Source organism: Streptomyces sp. NPDC056222, from assembly GCF_042264065.1.
Classification (GTDB): Bacteria; Actinomycetota; Actinomycetes; order Streptomycetales; family Streptomycetaceae; genus Streptomyces.
In genome coordinates, this window is sequence record NZ_JBHJTL010000043.1 from 18031 (window position 1) to 37247 (window position 19217).

Consider the following 19217-nt stretch of genomic DNA (forward strand, 5'->3'; position numbering starts at 1 on the left):
CTACAGGGGAGACCGTGCACCGGCCCGGAACTCATCGCACGGCGGGCGTCCAGTGCAGTTTCCCGTCCAGGCCCATCGCCGCCACTCCGTCCACGACCCCGCCGGGAGCGCCGGAGAACAGGAACTTCTCCAGCGTCCAGAGCGGCCGGGTGCCCGCGCCCGCCGCCGGGGCCGTCGCCAGGACACCCGTACGGGAGCGGACCGCCAGCAGGCTCTGGCCGCCGCCCACCGGGCCGAAGCCGGCGACGCCGCCGGCCAGCTCGGTCACCGGAGAGGCGAGGGCACCGCCGGAGAGTTCGGCCGTGCGCAGGTCGCCGGAGGCGGGCTTGCGGAACCAGAGCCGTACGCCCTGCCCGTCGGGGACGGGGCTCGCGCTCAGGGCCAGCGTCGTCGCCGGCAGCCCGGTCCGCAGCGGTCCCGAGAGCGGCGCGCCGGGTCGCTCCTGCGACCAGGTGAGGACGGTCTTCGTCGTGCCGGCGAACGCGTGGATCCGGCCCGCCGCGTCCGTCGTGGCCACCGGGTCGCCGTGCAGGCCGTCGCCGCCCAGGGTGCGCCAGGGGCCCCACCCGCCGTCCGGGCCCTGCTCGCGCGCGGTCAGCCGGTGCCGGCTGTCGCGCAGCAGCACCGTCGCCCGGCCGGTGCCGTCCACGGCCACGGCCGGGGCGCTGATGTCGGAGGTGCCGCGGGCGTCGTTCTTCTCCGGCGTGCCGAGCGACCGCCACGGCCCGAACGCGCCGCCGGGCGCGGACTGCTCGGTCGTCACCACCTCACGGCCGTACGTCTGTGCCGAGCCGAGCGTCGTACGGGTGCCGAACACCGCGATCCGGCCGTCCGGGAGTCGTACGGAGGTCACTCCGCTGTCCAGGCCGTCGCCCGGGAGCAGGACCGGCCCCTGCCAGTCGCCGGCCCCGCCCGCGGGCTTCTTCCACACCGCGAGGCGCCCGTCGAGCACCGAGAAGGCGTGCAGGCCGCCGTCCGTGTCGCGCTGCACCCAGGAGGTGGAGGTCCCGCGGGCGTAGCGGATGGTCTCGGTCCAGCCCCAGCCGCCGGGGCGGCCGGCCACCTTGAGGTCGCCGCAGCCGGCCGGGTCGGCGCAGTCGTTGACCTCGTCGATCCAGGCGTACGTCTTCAGAGTGCTCAGCTTGGCGCCGGCCGACGCGGGGTCGAGGGTGCGCGGCAGCGTGCCGGTGGGGTACCCGAGGTAGTTCTGGACACCGAAGTGGGGACGGCCGGTGGTGCTCGCGTACCGCGCGAGGGCGGCCTGGGCGAACCGGGCGCCGTACAGGTGGTCCTGGTGGTCGGTGTACGTCCCGGTCTTGGCGTTCCGGCCCGGTGTCGGGTCCTGCATCCGCACGAAGGTGGGCCGGAATCGTGCGAGGAGGCCGGCGAGGGTGTCGATCACCTGCTCCCTCGTGTACGAGAAGTCGGTGTCGACGGGGGTGCCGGCGGCGCGCTGCGACTCGAGCGACTCGACCCGGCCGTTCCACAGTCCGTTCAGGCTGTGCGGGCGGTTGCCGCTGATGGAGCCGGCCTCGCGCATCTGGAGCCAGACCAGGCTTATCTGCGGCTCGGCGCGCAGGACGTCCAGCTCCGCCCGGGCCCCGCCGGCCGTGGGGATGACGACGCGGTCCCAGGGGCTGGTGCGGTTGCCGGTGGCCATCTCCGCGTAGGCGGCGCGTATGCCGTTCTGCCGGGCCTCGGCGAAGGCGGCCTTGTCGGGGGCGGGGCGGTGGGGGGCGCGGGGGCGGGCGTTGACGCCGTCCGACTCGCCGGAGGTCATGTATATGGAGGTCAGGGCCGCGCCCGAGCGTATGGACTGGGCGGTGTCCGGGTTCATGAAGTACAGGTCGTCGTCCGGGTGGGCCACGATCTGCGCCACGGCGACATCGGACGTCCGGACGGGCTTCGTCTCGCGTGCCGGGGCCGCCGCCTGACGCGGCGGGCGATCGGTCCCCTTCGACTCCTGGCTCGTCGGGGCTCCGGAGACGGTGCCGGATGAGAGATGGACCAGCCCCGCCAGAGAACCGCCCACGAGCGCGGTCGTCGTGAGGGCGGAGACGAGCCGGGCGCGGGGCGTCAGGGAAGGGCGACGGAGACGGACACGCATCGACGGTATGCACTTTCGAAGGACGAACAGGGCCGGGGCAGGACTTCGGCCAGGAAGAGGGACTTTCAAGGAGTACGGTTCATCGGCCGCGAATAGTGAGCAATGTGCGTGACATCACGTGTGATCCTCTGCGAAACGAAGGTGCAGAGTGATGTGTTATGCCCCATTTCGAGAGTTCTGCCCCCCGAGGCGACCGCGTCGGCCGCTGCGGATAGGCTCGATCAAGGCCCTTCGGAAGAGCGGCCGGGCGGATGGGTGGAGGGAGTCGCGGAATGACGGTGCCGGGGCGCAGAGGCAGTACCTTCACCCGGCTGCTGCGGCACGGGTTCACCGATCCGTCCGGCGCCGAACGTCTGCTGGACGTCCCCGACCTCGCCGCGCTGCGCGACGACTCCGTGCTCCTCGACGCGCTCGGTGCGACCGCCGACCCCGATCTCGCCCTGCGCGGCCTGGTCCGACTCGTGGAGGCGCAGCCCGACGAGGAGCGCCAGACGCTCACCTCCACGCTGCTCTCGGCCAAGCCCTTCCGGGACCGGCTCCTCGGTGTGCTCGGCGCCTCCGAGGCGCTCGCCGACCACCTGGCCCGGCACCCGAAGGACTGGCAGGCCCTCGTCACCTACGAGGCCGCCGATCTGCACCCCGGGGTCGCCGAGTTCGAGCGGGGCCTCGCCGAGGCCGTCGACGCGATCACCCTGCGGGTCGCCTACCGCCGCTGTCTCCTGGCCATCGCCGCCCGGGACGTCTGCGGCACCACCGACGTCGCCCAGACCGCCGCCGAGCTGGCCGACCTCGCCACCGCGACGCTGCGCGCCGCCCTCGCCATCGCCCGTACAGCCGCCCCCGCCGACGCGGCCCACTGCCGGCTCGCCGTCATCGCCATGGGCAAGTGCGGCGGCCACGAGCTGAACTACGTCTCCGACGTGGATGTGATCTTCGTCGGCGAGGCCGTCGAGGGTGCCGACGAGGGCAAGGCGATGCAGGCCGCGACCCGGCTCGCCTCCCACCTCATGCGGATCTGCTCCGAGACGACCGTCGAGGGCACCATCTGGCCCGTCGACGCCAACCTCCGCCCCGAGGGCCGCAACGGCCCGCTGGTGCGGACCCTGTCGAGCCATCTCGCCTACTACCAGCGCTGGGCGAAGACCTGGGAGTTCCAGGCCCTCCTCAAGGCGCGGGCGGTGGCGGGCGATCCGGAGCTGGGCGCCGAGTACATCGACGCCGTCTCCCCGCTGGTCTGGCAGGCCGCCGAGCGCGAGAACTTCGTCCCCGACGTGCAGAAGATGCGGCGACGGGTCGTCGACAACATCCCGGCCGCCCAGGTCGAGCGCGAGCTGAAGCTCGGCCCCGGCGGGCTCCGGGACGTCGAATTCGCCGTCCAGCTCCTCCAGCTGGTGCACGGACGCGGCGACGCCACGCTGCACAGCGGTGGAACCCTGCACGCCCTCGCGGCGCTCGCCGCCGGCGGTTACGTCGGCCGCGCGGACGCGGCCCAGCTGGACGAGGCGTACCGCTTCCTGCGCGCCATGGAGCACCGCATCCAGCTGTACCGGCTGCGCCGCACCCATCTCGTTCCCGAGGGCGACAGCGATCTGCGCCGCCTCGGCCGCTCGCTCGGCCTGCGCACGGACCCGGTCGCCGAGCTCAACAAGGAATGGAAGCGGCACGCCTCGGTCGTCCGCCGGCTGCACGAGAAGCTCTTCTACCGACCGCTGCTCGACGCCGTCGCCCAGCTCACCCCCGGCGAGACCCGGCTCAGCCCGAAGGCCGCCGGTGAGCGCCTCGAAGCGCTCGGGTACGCCGATCCCGTCGCCGCCCTGCGCCATCTGGAGGCCCTCTCCTCCGGGGTCACCCGCAAGGCCGCGATCCAGCGGACGCTGCTGCCGGTCCTGCTCGGCTGGTTCGCGGACTCCGCCGACCCCGACGCCGGGCTCCTGGGCTTCCGCAAGGTCTCCGACGCGCTCGGCAAGACCCCCTGGTACCTGCGGCTGCTGCGCGACGAGGGCGCCGCGGCCGAGAACCTCGCGCGGGTGCTCTCCGCCGGGCGTCTCGCCCCCGACCTGCTGCTGCGTGCCCCGGAGGCGGTCGCGCTCCTCGGCGACCCGGAGGGGCTGAAGCCGCGCGGCCGCGACCACCTGGAGCAGGAGATCCTCGCGGCGGTCGGCCGCGCCGGCGGCCCCGAGCAGGCGGTCGCGGCGGCCCGTGGCGTACGGCGCCGGGAGCTGTTCCGTACCGCGGCGGCCGACCTCATCGGCTCCTACGGGACGGAGGACAACCCCCGCGAGGCCGATCCGGGCGCGCTGGTCGACCAGGTCGGCCAGGCCCTCACCGGCCTCAACGCGGCGACGATCGCGGGCGCGCTGCGGGCCGCCGTGCGCGAGGGATGGGGCGACACGCTGCCGACGCGCTTCGCGGTCATCGGCATGGGCCGCTTCGGCGGGAACGAGCTCGGCTACGGCTCCGACGCCGACGTCCTGTTCGTCCACGAGCCGCGCGAGGGCGTCGACGAGCAGGAGGCCGCCCGGGCCGCGAACCAGGTCGTCACCGAGATGCGCAGACTCCTCCAGGTCCCCACGGCCGACCCGCCGTTGCTCATCGACGCCGATCTGCGCCCGGAGGGCAAGAGCGGCCCGATGGTCCGCACGCTGAAGTCGTACGAGGCCTACTACCGCCGCTGGTCCCTGGTCTGGGAGAGCCAGGCGCTGCTGCGCGCCGCCCCCATGGCGGGCGACGCGGACCTCGCCCGGCGCTTCATCGACCTGATCGACCCGCTGCGCTACCCGGCCGAGGGGCTCGGCGAGGACGCGGTGCGCGAGATACGGCGTCTCAAGGCCCGGATGGAGACCGAGCGTCTGCCGCGCGGCGCGGACCCGACGCTCCACGCCAAGCTCGGCCGGGGCGGTCTGAGCGATGTCGAGTGGACGGTCCAGCTGTTCCAGATGCGGCACGGCTGGGCCGAACCGGGCCTGCGCACCACCCGCACCCGGGAGGCCCTGGCGGCCGCCCACGCGGCGGAGCTCCTCCCCACGGAGGAGGCCCAGATCCTCGACGAGGCATGGGTCCTGGCGACCCGCGTCCGCAACGCGGTGATGCTGGTACGCGGCCGCCCGGGGGACACCTTCCCCTCGGACGGCCGCGAACTGGCCGCGGTCGGAAGGTACTTGGGCTACACCCCCGGCCATGTCGGCGAGATGGTGGACGACTACCGCCGCATCACCCGCCGGGCGCGCGCGGTCGTCGAGGAGCTGTTCTACGGGGCGTAGCAACGGACGACGCCGAGAGCCGTCACTGCTTCAGGTGCTCCTGGAGCAGGCGGCTCCAGGCCTTGTCGATCTGCGCGAACTCCTCTTGGCACCCCGCGGCGCGGGATTGCGGCAGGGAGCCGCCGGGGTTGTCCTCGGTCTGGACCACGCCCTGGTAGGCGGCCGGATCCGAGCCGTACAGCCAGCAGAGGGCGTTGTAGTAGCGCTGCGAATTGAGGGAGTGCACGTCTGAGACGTGTCCGCTGACGTCGCCTCTCTCCGTAGCGAGAGCCATGACGCCCCACGCCTGGATGGCGCTCTCCGCGTACTCCCGGTGGACCGAGTCGCCCGTGAGCAGGAGTATGGCGAGCTGATCGACCACGTCCTCCTCCCGTCCGGTGGGGGCTAGATCGAGCACGTCGATGAGGGCGTGCCCGAACTCGTGGAAGACAACCCTGTTGGAGAAACCGATGAGGTCGTCGTCGGTTTCCCGGGCCTGTTGGGCGGCGGTGCCCGTGGTGTTCAGCTGGCCGAAGAGGGACCGGTACATGCCGACGTATCCGTAGCAGAACTCGATGGTCTCTGTTCTCGGGTTCCAGGAGGCGTTGGCCTCGTCGCAGCTCTGTGCGACCAGGGGGACGTCTCGGGGCAGTCCGATCAGCGCGTTCACGTGCGCGGCCGCGTCCTCCAGTACCTGGTTCTGCTGGAGGAACTGCTGCTCGGCCAGATCGGCCTGGGTCTGGGCGGGTTGGTAGCCGACCACGAGAACGCCCGGCCCTGGCGCGGCTGTCGAATAAGGCACGCCGAGACCGAGCAGAGCCAAGGCCGTGAGCAGAGCGGTCGCCCAGGTTCGATGGAACAGCATCCTTGGTCTCCGATCGTCTCCGATCCGGATCACGGCATGCAGTGACTCGCTCCGAGGGCACGCATCTGGTCCGCCAGGGAGCCCTCTCTCTAAAGCATAGGCCTCTACGGGGTGTTCAGCAGCTTCCGGCAGTGCGCCAGGTACCCCGCGAGCGCCAGCTCGAAGGCCGCGTCCGCGCGGCCGTCGCCGAACGCGGCCAGTGCGTCCGCGAGTCTCGGGGTGGCCGTCTCGTCGGCGAGTTCCCACATGGCCTCGGGGGCGGCCATGTCGAGGGCCGAGCCCAGGACCAGGTTCTCCAGGGCGATGATGACCGGCATGACATCGGGCAGGGCGAAGCCCGCGTCCAGGAGGAGGCCGACGGCTCGTTCGTACTGGAGGAGCACCTTCGGTGCGCGGACCGGTGACGTGGTGAGCAGCGGGATGGCCCGCGGGTGCGCGGCGAACGCGGCGCGGTAGGAGCGCGCCCAGGCCGCCATGGCCGCGTCCCAGGGGTCCCGGTCGAGCGTGCCGCCGTCGATGGCGTCGCAGACCCGCTCGCGCAGCAGCTCCACGATCCCGTCCCTGCCGTCCACATGGTGGTACACCGAAGCCGTCTGGGTGCCGAGCCGTCGCGCGATCTGCGGGACGCTGAAGTCGCCCTGCTCGTCGACGAGTTCGAGCGCCGTCGTGGTGATGCGCTCCCGGTCGAGCAAAGGGGTCCGCGGCCGTCCCATGCATCCGCTCTCTCTGTGAGGTCTTCCCGTACACCGTGACGGAGGCTACATTGCCGCAAACCGAAAGCCTTTAGGTTTCCTTTCGCGGAAGGGCTTCCCCTCCCATGTCCTCATCCACCTCCGACGCGCCCAAGGGGCTGAGAACCGGCACCCTCTCCACCGCCGACATCTCCTTCTTCGTCGTCTCCGCCGCCGCCCCGCTCACCGTCATGGCCGGCGTCGCCCCGATCGCCGTCGTCCTCGGCGGCATCGGCGCACCCGCCGGCTATCTCCTGGCCGGCGTCACCCTGGCGGTCTTCGCCGTCGGATTCACCACCATGAGCCGCCACGTGAAGAGCGGCGGCGCCTTCTACGCCTACATCACCCGCGGCCTCGGCAAGCCCGTCGGCATCGCCGCCGCGCTGCTCGCCATGCTCGGCTACAACGGCATGGAGATCGGCGTCTACGGGCTGCTCGGCACCGCCACCGCCGACACCGCCCAGGCTCTCTGGGGCGTCGACATCCCCTGGCTTCCCGTCTCTCTCGCCGGGCTCCTGCTCATCTGGTACGGCGGCTTCCGCTCCATCGACTTCGGCGCCAAGCTCCTCGGCGTCCTGCTCGTCGCCGAGACCGGCATCCTCGTCCTGCTCGCGGGCGGCGTGCTCCTCGACGGCGGGGCGAACGGGCTCTCCCTCGCCTCGTTCACGCCCGGCAACGTCCTCGTCCCAGGCAGCGCGGCCGTCCTGGCCTTCGCCTTCGCCGCCTTCACCGGCTTCGAGTCGACCGTCATCTACCGCCGTGAGGCCCGCGACCCGAACCGGACCGTCCCCCGCGCCACCTACATCGCCGTCACCTTCCTCGGCCTCTTCTACGCCTTCGTCGTCTGGACCGTCATCCAGGCGTTCGGCGACGACACGGTGGTCCGGGCCGCGACCGACGACCCCGGAGGCCTCTTCTTCGCCGCCATCACCACCTATGTGGGCGCCTGGGCGGCCGATCTGATGCACATCCTCATCGTCACCAGCGTCCTCGCCTCACTCCTCGCCTTCCACAACGCGATCAACCGCTACGGCCTCGCCCTCGCGGAGGAGGGCGTCCTGCCGAAGGCCCTCGGCCGCGTCCACCCCCGCCACCGCTCCCCGTACCTCGCCGGCATCCTGCAGACCGCCCTCGGCGCGGCCGTCGTCCTCGCCTTCGCGGCCGCGGGAGCCGACCCGTACCAGCAGCTCCTGCTCTGGGTGAACACCCCCGGCATGATCGGTCTGATGGTGCTCCAGCTGCTCGCCGCGCTCGCCGTGCCGCTGTTCTTCCGCCGGATCAGCCACGACGAGGGACCGCTGCGCACGGTGGTGGCCCCCGTCACCGCCTTCGTCCTGCTCGCCGGGGCGATCACGCTCGTCGCCCTCAACGTCGAGCTGTTCACCGGCGCCTCCGCCACCGTCAACACCGTCCTGCTCGCCCTCGTCCCCGCCGTCTTCGTCCTCGGACTCCTGCTGGCGTACCGCCTGCGCCGTACGCGCCCCGAGATCTACGCGAACTTCGCCGCGGAACCCGAAGCCGACGAGCCCGAGACCGTAGAGCCCGAAGCCGCAGCGCCCGAAACCGAGAAGACCGCAGAAGGAGCATCGTCGTCGTGTCCGCACCCGACCTCGTCCTCGTCAACGCCCGTGTCCGCGATCCCGAGCTCACCGGCGCCACTGCCGTCGCCGTCCGCGACGGACTGATCACCGCCGTCGGAGACGACACCGATGCCCGCGCCTGGCGCGGCGCGGGCACCGAGACGGTCGACCTCGGCGGCGCCACCCTCACCCCCGGCCTCACCGACGCCCACAGCCACCCCGTCTGGGGCCTGGAGATGTTCACGGGCACCGACCTCTCCGGCGTACGGAACCTGGACGAGCTGCGCGCGGTTCTCGCCACGGCAGAGCGCCGCGACGGCTGGATCATCGGCTTCGCCCTCGACCACAACGTCTTCGGCGGCCGGCCGATCCACCGCGAGCTCATCGAGGACGTCCTCGGGGGTGCCCCCGCCTTCCTGCGGCTCTACGACGGCCACTCCGCCCTCGTCGGCGAGGCGGCCCTGAAGGCCGCGGGCATCCACGGGCCGCGTGCTTTCGCGCAGCGCTCCGAGATCGTCTGCGACGACGAAGGGCGGCCCACCGGCCATTTGATCGAGCACGCCGCCATGGACCTCATGACGCCCGTGCTCCCCACCCGGCCCTACGCCGAGCGACGCGACCGGCTCGTCGAGCTGCTGACCTCGATGGCCGCCACCGGACTGACCGGCGCCCATGTCATGGACCTCGGCGGCCACGACGTTCCCGGCCTGCTCACCTCCCTGGAGGCCGACGGCGATCTGCCGCTGCGCCTGAGGCTCGCCCCCTGGTGCATGCCCGGTGCGGATCCGGAGGAGCTGGCCGAGCTCGTACGGCTCCAGGAGCGGTCGGGGCGGCTGTGGCGGGTCGGCGGGGTGAAGTTCTTCATGGACGGCACCGTCGAGGGCGGCACCGCCTGGCTGGAACACGCCGACTGCCACGGCCAGGGCACCGACGCCTTCTGGCCCGACCCGGCCGCGTACTCGGCCGCCGTACGCCACTTCCACGAGGCCGGGGTCGGCACCGCCACGCACGCCATCGGCGACGCGGCCGTCCGGCACGTCCTCGACACGGTGGAGGCACTGGGTGCCGGTGGGGCCCGGCACCGGATCGAGCACATCGAGACCGTCCCGGACGGCGAGCTCGCCCGGTTCGCCGCACTCGGCGTCGTCGCCTCGATGCAGCCCCCGCACACCGCCTACACCCGCGCCGACCACACGGACGAGTGGTCCAAGCGGCTCGGTGACGAGCGGGCGGACCGCGCCTGGCGCTGCCGGGACCTCCGGGACGCGGGCGCGTACCTCGCGCTCGGCTCGGACTGGCCGATCGCCCACTACGACGCCCGTCAGGTCCTGGCCACCGCCCGGGCCCCGCGCGGCGCCGCCTCGGCCCGCCCGGGCCTGACCGGTCTCATGGCGCTGGAGGGCATGACCACGCACGCGGCGGTCGCGGCGGGCGAGGAGAAGGTAGCGGGGCGGATCGCACCGGGCCACCGGGCGGATCTGACCGCGTTCACGGTCGACCCCGTGACGGCACCCGGCGACGAGACCGCACAGGCGCCGATCCGGCTCACGACGGCCGGCGGAAGGATCACGTACCGGAGCTGACCTTCGACGAGGCACGCGCGCGGTCCGTCTCCGCCTCCGGAGGCGGGCCGCCCTGTGCCACGGGTGCGGCCGTTTCCACCAGCTTGGGCAGGCGCTGCGGCAGCGCGCCGTACCAGAAGTAGGAGACGGCGAAGCCGAAGGCCAGGCAGATCATGCCGCCCACCGCGTCCAGCCAGAAGTGGTTGGCGGTGGCGACGATCACGACCAGGGTCGCGGCCGGATAGAGCAGACCGAGGATGCGCGCCCAGGGCGCCGAGGCCAGCGCGAAGATGGTCAGACCGCACCACAGGGACCAGCCGATGTGCATCGACGGCATGGCCGCGTACTGGTTCGACATGTGCTTCAGGTTGCCCGAGGCCATCGAACCCCAGGTGTGGTGCACCAGGACCGTGTCGACGAAACTCTGGCCGTTCATCAGCCGGGGCGGCGCGAGCGGATACAGGTAGTAACCGACCAGTGCCACACCGGTGGTGGCGAACAGGACCGTACGGGACGCGGCGTAACGACCCGGCTGCCATCGGTACAGCCACACGAGCACACCGATCGTCACGACGAAGTGCAGCGTGGCGTAGTAGTAGTTCATCGACACGATCAGCCATGTCACCGAATTGACGGCATGGTTGACGGTCTGCTCGAAGGCCAGCCCGAGGGATTTCTCCACGTCCCAGATCCAGTCGGCGTTCTTCAGCGCCTGGGCCTTCTGCTCCGGTACCGCGTTGCGGATGAGCGAGTAGGTCCAGTAGCTGACGCCGATCAGCAGGATCTCGAACCAGATCCTGGGACGTCGGGGCGCGCGAAGGCGTGCCCGCACTCCGCCACCGTCCGAAATGGGTGACGGGGCGGCCGCCGTCCGGCCTTCCAAACTCTTCACGGTCGATTCACCCATAGGAGGAGAGTCTGCCAGATCCACGCCCCCCGTCCGATCATCCCTCGGACGGGTTCGGGTCGCACACGCTCCGACTTGAGAGGGAGCCCCGGCTCAGTGGTTGCCCTGATGCGGCGCGGAAGCGGTTGAACCGCGAACGACCAGCTCAGGCATGAAGACGAACTCGCTGTGCGGCGCGGGGGTCCCCCCGACCTCCTCGAGCAGCGCCCTGACCGCCGCCTGCCCCATCGCCTGCACGGGCTGCCGGATGGTGGTGAGCGGCGGATCGGTGAACGCTATGAGCGGCGAGTCGTCGAAACCGACGACGGAGACGTCCTTGGGGACCTGGAGCCCCTGCTGGCGGGCGGCCCGGATGGCACCGAGTGCCATCATGTCGCTCGCACACACGACGGCCGTGCAGCCCGCGGAGATCAGGGCGCCGGCGGCGGCCTGCCCGCCCTCCAGGGTGTACAGCGAGTGCTGGATCAGCTCCTCGGACTCCTCGGGGGAGAGGCCGAGCCGCTCCTTCATCCCGCGCTGGAACCCCTCGATCTTGCGCAGCACGGGCACGAACCGCTTCGGCCCCACGGCGAGCCCGATCCGGGTGTGCCCGAGCGCGGCCAGATGCGTCACGGCCAGCTGCATCGCGGCCCGGTCGTCGGGCGAGACGAAGGGCGCCTGCACCTTGGGCGAGAAGCCGTTGATGAGGACGTACGGGACGCCCTTGCCACGCAGCTGGTCGTAGCGCGTCATGTCGGCGGTGGTGTCGGCGTGGAGCCCGGAGACGAAGATGATCCCGGAGACGCCCCGTTCGACCAGCATGTCGGTGAGCTCGTCCTCGGTGGACCCGCCGGGGGTCTGGGTGGCGAGGACGGGGGTGTAGCCCTGACGTGTCAGGGCCTGCCCGATGACCTGCGCGAGCGCAGGGAAGATCGGGTTGTCCAGTTCGGGGGTTATCAGCCCGACGAGCCCGGCGCTGCGCTGACGCAGTCGTACGGGCCGCTCGTATCCGAGGACGTCGAGTGCGGCAAGCACGGATTCACGGGTGGCCGCGGCCACACCGGGCTTGCCGTTGAGCACGCGGCTGACTGTGGCTTCACTGACCCCCGCCTGGGCTGCGATGTCGGCAAGCCGCGCGGTCATGGGATTGGACTGTACCGGTCGCATGTCAGATTGCCCACCAAACGCAGGAGTCGGCGGGAACCCGGACGTTGCGCCCATCGATCGCGCGGACCGTCAACTCGCCCGCCGGGGAGGGAAGTACGGGGCCGGAGCCGCCGCTTCCCCTGCCGCCGAGGGTGCCTTCGGCCACCGGTCCGCGGCCGTCACCGGACCCGGCCGAGCCGCTCTCGGCGGCCGCCGTCACGGGGGCCTCACTGCTCAGGAGCGGCTTCCCGGCCAACGGCAGAACCACGTCCCGCGCCGTCGTGTTGAGGACGACCGCCACGTCGCCTTCCGGGGAGCGTCGGCGGAACGCCAGCACCCCTTCCGGGAGGGCGTCCAGCCACTCCACCGCGTCGCCCGCGCCCAGGGCGGGGTGCTCCCTGCGCAGGCGCAGCGCGCGGCGGTAGAGCTCCAGGGTCGAGGACGGGTCGCCGGTCTGGGCGGCGACGCTGAGCGCGGGCCACTCCGTGGGCTGCGGGAGCCAGGAGCCGGCCGGACCGAAGCCGTACGACGGGCCCTCGGCGGTCCACGGCAGCGGGACCCGGCAGCCGTCGCGCAGCCCGTCCTGGCCGTCGCCGCGCCAGAACGCCGGGTCCTGGCGGAGCTCGTCCGGCAGGTCGGCGACCTCGGGCAGGCCCAGCTCCTCGCCCTGGTAGACGTAGGCCGAGCCGGGCAGCGCCAGCATCAGCAGGGCCGCCGCCCGCGCGCGCTCCAGGCTCCCGTACCGCGTGGTGTGCCGTACGACGTCGTGGTTGGAGAGCACCCAGGTCGTCGGCGCCCCCACCGAGGCCGTCGCGCGCAGTGACGCGTCGACGACCGACCGCAGCGCCTCCGCGTCCCACGGGCAGTTCAGGAACTGGAAGTTGAACGCCTGGTGCAGCTCGTCGGGGCGTACGTACAGGGCGAGCCGCTCCGGCGTCGGCGCCCACGCCTCCGCCACCCCGATGCGGTCGGGGCCGTAGGACTCCAGGAGCCGGCGCCAGCCGCGGTGGATCTCGTGCACCCCGTCCTGGTCGAAGAAGGGCAGCCGCTGGGTGCCGATCAGCTTCGCCTGCTGTCCGCGTCCGATGTCGGGCAGGCCCTCCGCCTTGACCATGCCGTGGGCGACGTCGATCCGGAAGCCGTCCACCCCGAGGTCCAGCCAGAACCGGAGCACGGAGTCGAACTCGGCCCGCACCTCGTCGTTCGTCCAGTCCAGGTCCGGCTGCTCGGGCGCGAACAGGTGGAGGTACCAGGATCCGTCCGCGACCCGCGTCCACGCCGGGCCGCCGAAGACGGACTCCCAGTCGTTGGGCGGCTGCGCTCCGTCCGCGCCCCGCCCCGGCCGGAACACGTACCGCTCCCGGCCCGCCCCGGCGAGTGCCGCCTCGAACCAGGGGTGCCGCTCCGAGGTGTGGTTCGGGACGATGTCCACGATGACCTTCAGGCCGAGCCCGTGCGCCGCGCGCACCAGGTCGTCGGCGTCCGCCAGGTCCCCGAAGAGCGGATCCACCGCCCGGTAGTCCGCCACGTCGTAGCCGCCGTCCGCCTGCGGGGAGGCGTAGAACGGCGTCAGCCACACCGCGTCCGCGCCGAGACCGGCGATGTGCGGCAGCCGCTCCCGTACCCCGCGCAGGTCCCCGATCCCGTCGCCGTCGCTGTCCGAGAAGGAGCGGACGTACACCTGGTAGATGACGGCGTCCCGCCACCAGCCGGTGCGGCTGTCGCAAGGACTTGCAAGGTTCGACGGCGACGGTGAGGTGAGCTCGTGGGCCATGTGCGGTGCCCCTCTCGCGTGTTCCGGATGTGGGTCGTCTTCCTGCCCAACGAGGTCAAAGCGGACATGAAACGGGCCTGCAAGCGGTCATGAAAAGGTTTGCAGGCCGTCCCGCACCCCGCAAGAGGCCCTCGAATGCCGCTGTCAAGCGACTCGTCGGCAACCTTCAGGACACGCCGATGTAACGATCGCCGCTCCTTGCAGAAAGTTCTCGCAAGCTCTTTCGGCTCGTTTTCATCCCTGTTACGTTCCTGGCAACCCGGCGCGCCGCGAGGGAGCGGTCGCATGAGGCAGGTTCCAGCCCCTCGTCCCCCCGGGATCAGTTGAAGGAGTTCACATGCGGCGTGGCATAGCGGCCACCGCGCTGGTCGCGGCCCTGGGCGTGACCCTGGCGGCGTGCGGAAGCGATGACGGCAACGGCGGCGGCGGCTCGAAGGGCTCGGGCGAGCTCTCCGGCACCGTGACCTGGTGGGACACCTCCACGGTCGGCAGCGAGGACAAGGTCTTCAAGAAGCTGGCCGAGGACTTCACCAAGAAGCACCCGAAGGTCACCGTCAAGTACGTGAACGTGCCGTTCGGCGAGGCGCAGAACAAGTTCAAGAACGCCGCCCAGTCCGGCAGTGGCGCCCCCGACGTGATCCGCTCCGAGGTCGCCTGGACCCCGGACTTCGCGAACCTCGGCTACCTCGCGCCGCTCGACGGCACCGCCGCGCTGAAGGACGACAAGGACTTCCTCAAGCAGGCCTCCGCCTCCACCAAGTACAACGGCAAGACCTACGGCGTGCCGCAGGTCATCGACTCCATGGGCATCTTCTACAACAAGAAGATCTTCAAGGACGCCGGCGTCGACGTCCCCAAGAGCGTCGACGAGCTCAAGTCCGTCGCCACCAAGATCAAGGAGAAGACCGGCAAGACCGCTCTCTACCTGCGCGGCGACGACGCCTACTGGTTCCTCTCCTTCCTCTACGGCGAGGGCGGCGACATGGCCAACGCCGAGCAGAAGAAGATCACCATCGACAACGCCGCCGGCGTGAAGGCCTTCTCCACCGTGAAGGACCTGGTCGACTCGAAGGCCGCGATCACCGACGCGACCAACGGCTGGGACAACATGCAGGCCGCCTTCAAGGACGGCAAGGTCGCGATGATGATCAACGGCCCGTGGGCCGTCTCCGACACCTACGCGGGCAAGGAGTTCGCCGACAAGGCGAACCTCGGCATCGCGCCGGTCCCCGCCGGCTCCGCCGGCCAGGGCGCCCCGCAGGGCGGCCACAACCTCGCCGTGTACGCGGGCTCCAAGAACCTGGACGCCTCCTACGCCTTCGTCGAGTACATGACCTCCGTCGAGGCGCAGACCACCGCCGCCAAGGAGCTCAGCCTGCTCCCGACCCGCGAGTCCGTCTACATCAAGCCGGACGTCGCGAGCAACGAGATGATCGGCTTCTTCAAGCCGGTCGTCGAGAAGGCCGTCGAGCGCCCCTGGATCCCCGAGGGCGGCAGCCTCTTCGCGCCGCTGCAGACCGAGTACACCAAGGTCCTCACCAACCAGGCCACCCCGGAGCAGGGCGCCAAGGCGACGGGTGACGCCTACCGCAAGCTCCTGAAGGACTGGAAGTAACTAGGAAGGCAGGCCGGCTGATGGCTGTGGACACCAGCAGCCAGTCGGCGGTGAAGGCCGCGGGCGACGACGCCCGCGGCCGCCACCGTGGTACTGGCACCCCCGGGGGAAAGGTGCGCCGTTCCCTCTCCACACACTGGTACGCCTGGGCGATGGTCGCTCCGGTGGTGATCGTGATCGGCGTGATCATCGGGTACCCGCTGGTACGCGGGATCTACCTCTCGCTCACCGACGCCAACGAGCGCAACGTCGCGCGGAGCATCGGCGTCAACGAAATCCCCGCGACCTACGAGTTCGTCGGCCTGGACAACTACGTCGAGGCCCTCACCGGGGGACAGTTCTTCAGCACCCTCGGCTGGACGCTGGTGTGGACGGTGTGCTGTGTCTCCGTCACCTTCGGCCTCGGCCTCGGCCTCGCCAACATCCTCAACCGCAAGATCGCCGGCCGCTCCTTCTACCGGATGATGCTGATCCTGCCCTGGGCGGTGCCCGGCTTCGTCTCGGTCTTCGCCTGGCGCTTCCTGTACGACGAGCGCCGCGGCATGCTCAACCAGATCCTCGCCGGCGGCGGCATCGACGCCGTGCCGTGGCTCAACGACCCCACCTGGGCCAAGTTCTCGGTCATCGCCGTCAACGTCTGGCTGGGCGTCCCCTTCATGATGGTCGCCCTGCTCGGCGGACTGCAGTCCATCCCCGGTGAGCTCTACGAGGCCGCCGAGATGGACGGTGCGAACGCCTGGCAGCGCTTCCGGAACATCACGCTTCCCGGGCTGCGCTCGGTGTCCACCACCGTGATCCTGCTGAGCACCATCTGGACCTTCAACATGTTCCCGGTGATCTTCCTGCTCACCCGGGGCGGACCAGGCGAAGCCACCCAGATCCTGGTCACCCAGGCGTACAAGTTCTCCTTCGAGATCAGCCCCCGTGACTTCGCCCAGTCGTCCACCTGGGGCGTCCTCATCCTGATCCTCCTGATGGGCTTCGCCGCGATCTACCGGCGAGTCCTCCGCAAGCAGGGAGAAGTCTGGTGACCACCGCACAGACCACCGCGACCAACGCCCCCCGCCGCGGCCGCCGCTCGCCGCTCGCCTCGATCGGGCTGCACACCACCCTGATCGTCGCCTCCGTGATCGCCGTCTTCCCGGTCCTGTGGGTCCTGCTCACCTCGCTCAAGCCGGCGAAGTACGCGACCACGACCGACTTCTTCAAGGAGACGACGCTCGCGAACTACACCGACCTGCTGGAGAACACCGAGTTCCTCGCATGGTTCGGCAACTCGCTGCTCATCGCGGGCCTCACCACGCTCCTCGGTGTCTTCGTCGCCTCCACCACCGGCTATGCCGTCAGCCGCTTCCGGTTCCCCGGCAAGCGCGGACTGATGTGGACGCTGCTCATCACCCAGATGTTCCCGGTCGCCGTCCTGATCGTGCCGATCTACAACATCATGGCGACGCTCGGACTGCTGAACAGGGCCGCCGGTCTGGTCATCACGTACCTCACCATCGCCGTCCCCTTCTGCGCCTGGATGATGAAGGGCTTCTTCGACACCATCCCGCGCGAGATCGACGAATCGGGCCAGGTCGACGGGCTCAACCCGTTCGGCACCTTCTGGCGGCTGATCCTGCCGCTCGCCAAGCCGGGCCTCGCGGTGACCGCGTTCTACTCCTTCATCACCGCCTGGGGCGAGGTCGCGTACGCGTCCGCCTTCATGGTCGGCGACGAGAACCTCACCCTGGCCGGCGGACTGCAGAAGTTCGTCAACCAGTACGGCGCCCAGTGGGGTCCGATGTCCGCGGCCTCGGTGCTCATCGCCATCCCGGCGGCGCTGGTGTTCCTCTTCGCCCAGCGGCACCTGGTGACCGGCATGTCCGCCGGCGCCGTCAAGGGCTGACCCTGAACACCCCACACGTACCTCCCTCCTTACCTCTCAAGGAAGACATGACCCAGCACCTCGCTGCCCCTGCCGCCGCCCCGACCACCGGCACGCACACGGGTTGGTGGAGAGACGCGGTGATCTACCAGGTCTATCCGCGCAGCTTCGCCGACGGAAACGGCGACGGCATGGGCGACCTGGAGGGCATCCGCGGCCGGCTGCCGTATCTGAAGGAGCTCGGCGTCGACGCCGTCTGGCTCAGCCCGTTCTACGCCTCCCCACAGGCAGACGCGGGTTACGACGTCGCCGACTACCGGGCCATCGACCCGATGTTCGGCAGCCTCCTCGACGCCGACGCGCTCATCCGCGAGGCGCACGAGCTGGGTCTGCGGATCATCGTCGACCTGGTGCCCAACCACTCCTCCGACCAGCACGAGTGGTTCCAGCGCGCGCTGCGCGAGGGCCCCGGCTCCCCGCTGCGCGAGCGCTACCACTTCCGCCAGGGCAAGGGCGAGAACGGTGAACTGCCGCCCAACGACTGGGAGTCCATCTTCGGTGGCCCCGCGTGGACGCGGGTCGAGGAGGCGGACGGCACCCCCGGGGAGTGGTACCTGCACCTCTTCGCGCCGGAGCAGCCCGACTTCAACTGGGAGCACCCCGCCGTACGCGACGAGTTCCGCTCCATCCTGCGGTTCTGGCTCGACATGGGCGTCGACGGCTTCCGCGTCGACGTCGCCCACGGTCTGGTGAAGGCCGAGGGGCTGCCGGACATCGGTGCGCACGACCAGCTCAAGCTGCTCGGCAACGACGTCATGCCGTTCTTCGACCAGGACGGCGTCCACGAGATCTACCGCTCCTGGCGCCAGGTCCTCTCCGAGTACGACGGAGAGCGTGTCCTCGTCGCCGAGGCGTGGACCCCGACCGTCGAGCGGACCGCGCACTACGTGCGCCCCGACGAGATGCACCAGGCCTTCAACTTCCAGTACCTGGGCACCCATTGGGACGCCGAGGAGCTGCGCCGGGTGATCGACGCCTCGCTGGCCGCGATGCGGCCGGTCGGTGCGCCGACGACCTGGGTGCTCTCCAACCACGACGTCACCCGGCACGCCACCCGCTTCGCCAACCCGGCGGGCCTCGGCACCCAGCTGCGCGAGCCCGGCGACCGCGAGCTGGGTCTGCGCCGGGCCCGGGCCGCGACGCTGCTGATGCTGGCGCTGCCCGGCTCCGCCTACGTCTACCAGGGCGAGGAGCTCGGCCTGCCGGACGTCACCGACCTGCCCGACGAGGTCCGTCAGGACCCGTCGTTCTTCCGGGCCACCGGCCAGGACGGCTTCCGCGACGGCTGCCGGGTCCCCATCCCGTGGACCGTCGAGGGCAGCTCGTACGGCTTCGGCAGCGGCGGCAGCTGGCTGCCGCAGCCCGCCACCTGGGGCGGGCTCAGCGTCGAGGCCCAGGCCGGGGACCCCGGCTCCACCCTGGAGCTGTACCGCAGCGCGCTCGCCGTGCGCCGCGAGCAGCCCGGGCTCGGTGCGGGCGAGGAGATCGAGTGGCTGGAGGCGCCCGAGGGCGTGCTCTCCTTCCGCCGCGACGGCTTCGTCTGCACCGCCAACACCACCGGTCGGGCCATATCCGTCCCGCTGCCCGGCCGGTTCCTTCTCTCCAACGAGCCCGTCTCCCACGGGGAGGGCTTCGCGGAGCTGCCCGCCGACACCACCGTCTGGTGGGCGGTGTGACGATCCCCCTGCCGCGGGGGGGCGCGGGGGGGGCCCCGCCGGGCGGGGCGGGTGACGCGGGCGGGGGGGGGAGCGGGGCGGCGCGGAGGGGTGGGGTGCGAGGCCC

13 protein-coding genes are annotated in these 19217 nt (G+C 71.2%); 7 read left to right on the forward strand and 6 right to left on the reverse strand.

Features of this window, described 5'->3' with window-relative positions; all coding sequences use genetic code 11:
- Positions 1-31: 31 nt before the first annotated feature.
- Positions 32-2107 (reverse strand): PIG-L family deacetylase, encoded by a 2076-nt coding sequence (locus tag ACFC0D_RS20930; RefSeq protein ID WP_376437936.1) that lies wholly within the window; start codon positions 2105-2107, stop codon positions 32-34.
- Positions 2108-2379: 272 nt separating this feature from the next.
- Between ACFC0D_RS20930 and ACFC0D_RS20935 the strand changes: the two genes are divergently transcribed.
- Positions 2380-5367, forward strand: a complete 2988-nt coding sequence (locus ACFC0D_RS20935) for a bifunctional [glutamine synthetase] adenylyltransferase/[glutamine synthetase]-adenylyl-L-tyrosine phosphorylase (protein ID WP_376437938.1) — start codon at positions 2380-2382, stop codon at positions 5365-5367.
- Positions 5368-5389: 22 nt separating this feature from the next.
- Here the strand turns inward: ACFC0D_RS20935 and ACFC0D_RS20940 are convergent, their stop codons facing one another.
- Both ACFC0D_RS20940 and ACFC0D_RS20945 read right to left on the reverse strand, forming a co-directional pair.
- Positions 5390-6211 carry a DUF4344 domain-containing metallopeptidase gene (locus tag ACFC0D_RS20940; protein WP_376437940.1) on the reverse strand — a complete coding sequence of 274 codons (822 nt, stop codon included), beginning with the start codon at positions 6209-6211 and terminating at the stop codon, positions 5390-5392.
- A gap of 104 nt (positions 6212-6315) precedes the next feature.
- A complete protein-coding gene (locus ACFC0D_RS20945) occupies positions 6316-6924 on the reverse strand; it encodes a TetR/AcrR family transcriptional regulator (RefSeq protein WP_376437942.1) in 609 nt (202 codons plus the stop codon).
- Positions 6925-7028: 104 nt separating this feature from the next.
- On the opposite strand from ACFC0D_RS20945, the gene ACFC0D_RS20950 reads away from it, so the two are divergent.
- Together ACFC0D_RS20950 and ACFC0D_RS20955 are read left to right on the forward strand one after the other, a co-directional pair.
- Positions 7029-8627 (forward strand): APC family permease, encoded by a 1599-nt coding sequence (locus ACFC0D_RS20950; RefSeq protein ID WP_376437945.1) that lies wholly within the window; start codon positions 7029-7031, stop codon positions 8625-8627.
- Positions 8537-10105 carry an amidohydrolase gene (locus ACFC0D_RS20955; protein WP_376437947.1) on the forward strand — a complete coding sequence of 523 codons (1569 nt, stop codon included), beginning with the start codon at positions 8537-8539 and terminating at the stop codon, positions 10103-10105. Before ACFC0D_RS20950 ends, ACFC0D_RS20955 begins: the two co-directional genes overlap by 91 nt.
- Here ACFC0D_RS20955 and ACFC0D_RS20960 read toward each other — a convergent pair.
- The 3 genes from ACFC0D_RS20960 to ACFC0D_RS20970 all read right to left on the reverse strand — a co-directional run bounded on the left by ACFC0D_RS20960 (position 10089) and on the right by ACFC0D_RS20970 (position 13890).
- Positions 10089-10991: a phosphatase PAP2 family protein gene (locus ACFC0D_RS20960; RefSeq protein WP_376437949.1), complete on the reverse strand. Its 903-nt coding sequence runs from the start codon at positions 10989-10991 to the stop codon at positions 10089-10091. The genes ACFC0D_RS20955 and ACFC0D_RS20960 overlap by 17 nt on opposite strands.
- A gap of 93 nt (positions 10992-11084) precedes the next feature.
- Positions 11085-12113, reverse strand: a complete 1029-nt coding sequence (locus ACFC0D_RS20965; RefSeq protein WP_329121277.1) for a LacI family DNA-binding transcriptional regulator — start codon at positions 12111-12113, stop codon at positions 11085-11087.
- Between the two features lie 25 nt (positions 12114-12138).
- Entirely contained in the window at positions 12139-13890 is a 1752-nt protein-coding gene (locus ACFC0D_RS20970) for an alpha-amylase family glycosyl hydrolase (protein WP_376437952.1), read from the reverse strand.
- 337 nt (positions 13891-14227) lie between these two features.
- On the opposite strand from ACFC0D_RS20970, the gene ACFC0D_RS20975 reads away from it, so the two are divergent.
- From ACFC0D_RS20975 to ACFC0D_RS20990, 4 genes are read left to right on the forward strand one after another with little or no spacing between them, the layout of a single operon-like run.
- Complete coding sequence (locus ACFC0D_RS20975) at positions 14228-15505, forward strand: extracellular solute-binding protein (RefSeq protein WP_376437954.1); 1278 nt, start codon at positions 14228-14230, stop codon at positions 15503-15505.
- A 20-nt stretch (positions 15506-15525) separates the two neighbouring features.
- Complete coding sequence (locus ACFC0D_RS20980) at positions 15526-16536, forward strand: carbohydrate ABC transporter permease (RefSeq protein WP_376437956.1); 1011 nt, start codon at positions 15526-15528, stop codon at positions 16534-16536.
- Entirely contained in the window at positions 16530-17396 is an 867-nt protein-coding gene (locus ACFC0D_RS20985; protein WP_376438007.1) for a sugar ABC transporter permease, read from the forward strand. Before ACFC0D_RS20980 ends, ACFC0D_RS20985 begins: the two co-directional genes overlap by 7 nt.
- 47 nt (positions 17397-17443) lie before the next feature.
- Positions 17444-19111, forward strand: a complete 1668-nt coding sequence (locus ACFC0D_RS20990; RefSeq protein ID WP_376437958.1) for an alpha-amylase family glycosyl hydrolase — start codon at positions 17444-17446, stop codon at positions 19109-19111.
- The last annotated feature ends 106 nt before the right edge of the window (positions 19112-19217 follow it).